Origin of the sequence: Methylicorpusculum sp., from assembly GCF_030651835.1 — a bacterium.
Classification (GTDB): Bacteria; Pseudomonadota; Gammaproteobacteria; order Methylococcales; family Methylomonadaceae; genus Methylicorpusculum.
In genome coordinates, this window is record NZ_JAUSBX010000030.1 from 1 (window position 1) to 3,720 (window position 3,720).

4 protein-coding genes and 1 pseudogene are annotated in these 3,720 nt (G+C 41.3%); 1 reads left to right on the forward strand and 4 read right to left on the reverse strand.

Annotated elements, in window-relative coordinates; translation table 11 throughout:
• Positions 1–129: 129 nt before the first annotated feature.
• A pseudogene (locus Q7V32_RS03655) lies at positions 130–546 on the forward strand (IS4 family transposase); the annotation flags it as partial.
• 188 nt (positions 547–734) lie between these two features.
• On the opposite strand, the gene Q7V32_RS03660 reads toward Q7V32_RS03655, so the two are convergent.
• From Q7V32_RS03660 to Q7V32_RS03670, 4 genes are all read right to left on the reverse strand, one after another.
• On the reverse strand, positions 735–860 hold the full coding sequence (locus tag Q7V32_RS03660) for a hypothetical protein (protein WP_304895629.1): 126 nt from the start codon (positions 858–860) through the stop codon (positions 735–737).
• A 39-nt stretch (positions 861–899) separates the two neighbouring features.
• The gene (locus Q7V32_RS03665; protein WP_304895630.1) at positions 900–1,202 is read right to left on the reverse strand and encodes a CopG family antitoxin; all 303 of its coding nucleotides are present in this window, start codon (positions 1,200–1,202) and stop codon (positions 900–902) included.
• A 578-nt stretch (positions 1,203–1,780) separates the two neighbouring features.
• Positions 1,781–1,897, reverse strand: a complete 117-nt coding sequence (locus tag Q7V32_RS20780) for a hypothetical protein (RefSeq protein WP_370691411.1) — start codon at positions 1,895–1,897, stop codon at positions 1,781–1,783.
• A 475-nt stretch (positions 1,898–2,372) separates the two neighbouring features.
• A complete protein-coding gene (locus Q7V32_RS03670) occupies positions 2,373–3,551 on the reverse strand; it encodes a DUF4062 domain-containing protein (protein ID WP_304895631.1) in 1,179 nt (392 codons plus the stop codon).
• Positions 3,552–3,720 lie beyond the last annotated feature (169 nt).

Below are 3,720 nucleotides of genomic sequence, written 5' to 3' on the forward strand. Positions count from 1 at the left end.
CGCATTCACTTGGCTTGAGTTTTTGACCATGCGCTTGGCTCCATCGGACCAGTGACATGAGTGCATCTTTATGAATTATTGGTAGAATTTCCTCGTTTGTCAAGAATTCATTTATAGGTGTTTTTATGATGGGGTATCGAATTGGATATTCGCAGTATCAAGGAAACCATGGGCATGAATGTCGTCAGTTGTAAGACGCCAGAGATGGTTATCAAGGAGATTTGGGGTTATTTGCTGGCCTATAATCTGATCCGCTTGCTGATGACGCAAGCTGCCATCCTGGCCGGTATTCTACCGAGAGAAATCAGCTTCAAACACAGTCTGCAACTGTGGCTGATATGGAGTAGGCAAACAAACACTTCAGACAACCACATGCTGTGGGTGGTTTGCGCATTAATGGCGCAACAGCGGGTTGGAAATCGTTCCGGTCGGATCGAACCAAGAGCTGTAAAACGAAGACCGAAACCCTATCCGTTACTTGTTGTGCCAAGAGGTCAGGCGAGGGAACACGTGAAAAAATATGGGCATCCGAAAAAGCTTAAGTAAGTGCCATTCTATTCTGATCCCCTTTATTTATGGCTATGCCAGAATGAAGTATGGGGGCTCGGTCCAATAATGGACTGCGGCATTACCGCAATGAATGACCGCACTTGAATGGATAGCTGCTGTCAATGTTTAGCCAAGGATGCTTGATTGCAAGACATGAATTCTCCTGATTATAAAGATCAATCAGCTCAGTCAAAAATCGTCATTTCGGCAGGGATTGCCGAGATCCAGGGCCATGGATGGCGAGCGCCGAACACATCCTTGTGCTCTAGATTCCGGCAATCCCTGCCGGAAAGACGTTGTTGCTGAAGCATCTTTATAATCAGGTGAATTCTTGACCCGAAGCCGCGCATTTACTGCGTTTGCTTGCTTGGTTTGTTAGCAGTGAGATCTTTCAGAGATCCTGAAATGTATTTGTGAATAATACTCGACACAAACGTTTGATACGGAATACCTTCTTCCAATGCTCTTGATTGAATGGCAGTCAAGTCTCGATTGGAAATTCTGATATTAATTGTTTTATCCTTTTTGAATGTGTTGTAAGCAATTGCTTCCAGCTCCTTTTTACGAGACTCAGTTAAAACTGATTCATATTCACCAGCATCTAAGGCATTAAGGAGTTTTTTTTCTTCTTTCGATAATTTAGTTTTACTCATAATCCACCTCCAAGATATTTCTTGGTAAATTTTCTGCTGGGGATAATAGTTTTGAGAAATATTTCTTCCTCAGTCTCTACATACGGAACCAGATAAACGTAATCCCCAATCCGAACGATGAAAATCCGCTGATTTGGATAATCCGATGTGTTTGGATGAACAATGTCATCCAATAGGCCTCCCTGCTCAATATAAAAGACAGCTTCCTCAAAAGATATGTTTCTATCAAGAATAAGCTATTGATTTTTAAAAAAATTTCTAATTGTAGATTTTCATGGACCAAATGCTACCAAAAATATGTGCACTTTGTCATCCGGCGGAAGAGTTAACACAAAGCTTAGCGGTGGAGCGTTAGCGGAGTCAACTGGAGCGGCGGGTAAGGCTGGATGATGTTTTTGCTACTTCCAATAAATATCGCAGCGCTTTGTTTACTGCTTCATCATTAGGAAAAGCTTCTGCAATATCAGGGAAGAACCACGTTCGTTTCTGCTTTGATTCTATTTGCGTATTTACCGCGTACAATCTCACCGAAATCCGACCGCTTATATTCGGTACGAAGCTCATCGGTCATTTCTGATTTAACCTTCTTCATAAATTTGCCTCTCAACATTCGTTACTAATCTTGCCGATAGGATTCGAATTGCATCACCTCTGTCGGCATGCGATACCGCAAGTAACCTTCCTTGGGAGGAAATACCAAAAGTTACGAATCGCGCCTCACTATCCGAGTGGTCAGGGTCATGCGCTGTAGTCGAAAATAAACCCGCATAGCCCTGGTTGCTTCTTCAAAAGTAACGCCATGTTTTAACCGCTTCGCAGTGGCTTTTTTCAGATCCAAATAAAATGCATATCTAGTGACTTTTTTGTGAATTATTCATCAGTGGAACTGCTTCAGTTTACTCTGATGCATTTTCAAATTGATAGCCAGTTATTCAATAAGCTCTTTAATCTTGGGCGGCATTTTTAAATTCCAATTATTTACTCTTAGAATGAAATGTCGGGCAACAAAAAGCGGTTGCCCGACCAACCCAGCTGCGGCATTACCGCAATTAGTGACAGCACTTGAATGGATAGCAGCTGCCAATGTTTAGCTATGGATGCTTGATTGCAAGACCTGACTCTTGCCCTTCCTCGCCCTTCAGTCAGCCGCTTGTCCGATGCAATGCTTTGTTAACTTTCGGTTGACTCATCAATTTGCTCATCCTTCAAAAAGTCCTCTAGAGTTATGGATTTATTTTCATTTCTTTCCAAATACTCGTTGAATCTTTCCTCGAAAAGCTCATCTCTATACCTAACAATTCCGGGGCCCATTCGCCCCATATCAGAGATAGCCTCAAATATCACATGCCGGACATCCGCCGTAAGCGTCATAAAACTGTTCCAATCGATATTTATTCGATTCAAAAATTCTTGCCCAAGCCTTAATTCATAGTAAGTCCCATCAGATTTCACTAATGCAGATCGCCCAAAAGAGTTCCTGACATCTGGTATTTCTCTAACTGCGACGATATCAGCTGAAGTGAGCAGCTCCTCAAATCCCATGCTTCCTTCTGTCACAACACTAAAATCTGGAAAGTTAATGCCAGAAAGAAAATCTGAAAGTCGCCTGTATTTAATTACACCACGAGCAACTTCCCTATTCTGAGCATTCCCGATAGTTGAAATCATCGCAGTTTTTAGGTCTTCGATCTGCTCAGTAATTGTGAATAGCTTTCTGGTTTCAACTTGCTGCTCTCTCTGCTCTCTAAGAAGGCGTTGAAAAAGCGAGCCCCACTGTTTTTTCAAATGGTTTTCAATGTCTTCGATTTTTCCAAACGGAATTACGCTGTTCCCTTTATTCCTGTGAGACAGGAAGCTGATAAATTCAAATATATATTTGGCAGTTTCTGGCTTATCAATCGAGGGAAATTTAATTTTATCAACTAAATCCTTATTCTTTTGATAAACATAGTGATCGTGCATCACCTTTTCATCAACAAAAGCAAATACAGGCACAGCTGAATCTATCGCCTTTAATACCTCTAGCTGTGTGATTGATAGTTTTTCTGGATCATTTAGCACTGTTACATCAAAGCTAGAGTTAACGAGATTCTCTAAATCTACATTTGACAAAGCTTCCGGTATTGCTTTTCCACCAAAGCGAGAACCAATAAGCACAACAACAATATCGGCATTTGGCACCTCTTGTATGCAACTGGTATGGGTATGTGCTCTCGGATCATAAAGTATGTCTGAATACTCACTTAAGACTGGGTCATAGCCTATTCTCAATAAAAATGAACGAAGCTGCTCCCTTGCCATGCCGAGGTCGTAACATGTTGATGAGACAAATACTTTAGGACTTGGCACAATTTCTCCTTAGAAAGTTAGCAATAAGTTAAATAGTGCCTGAAAGAAAATCAAAATATGCCATATAATACAATATGTTATAATTAATACGAAGCACCAAGATCTATCGTGCTGGCACCGATTTTACCACTTATCCGCCTAAAATAGGCTTGTCAGTGGCTAAAACCAC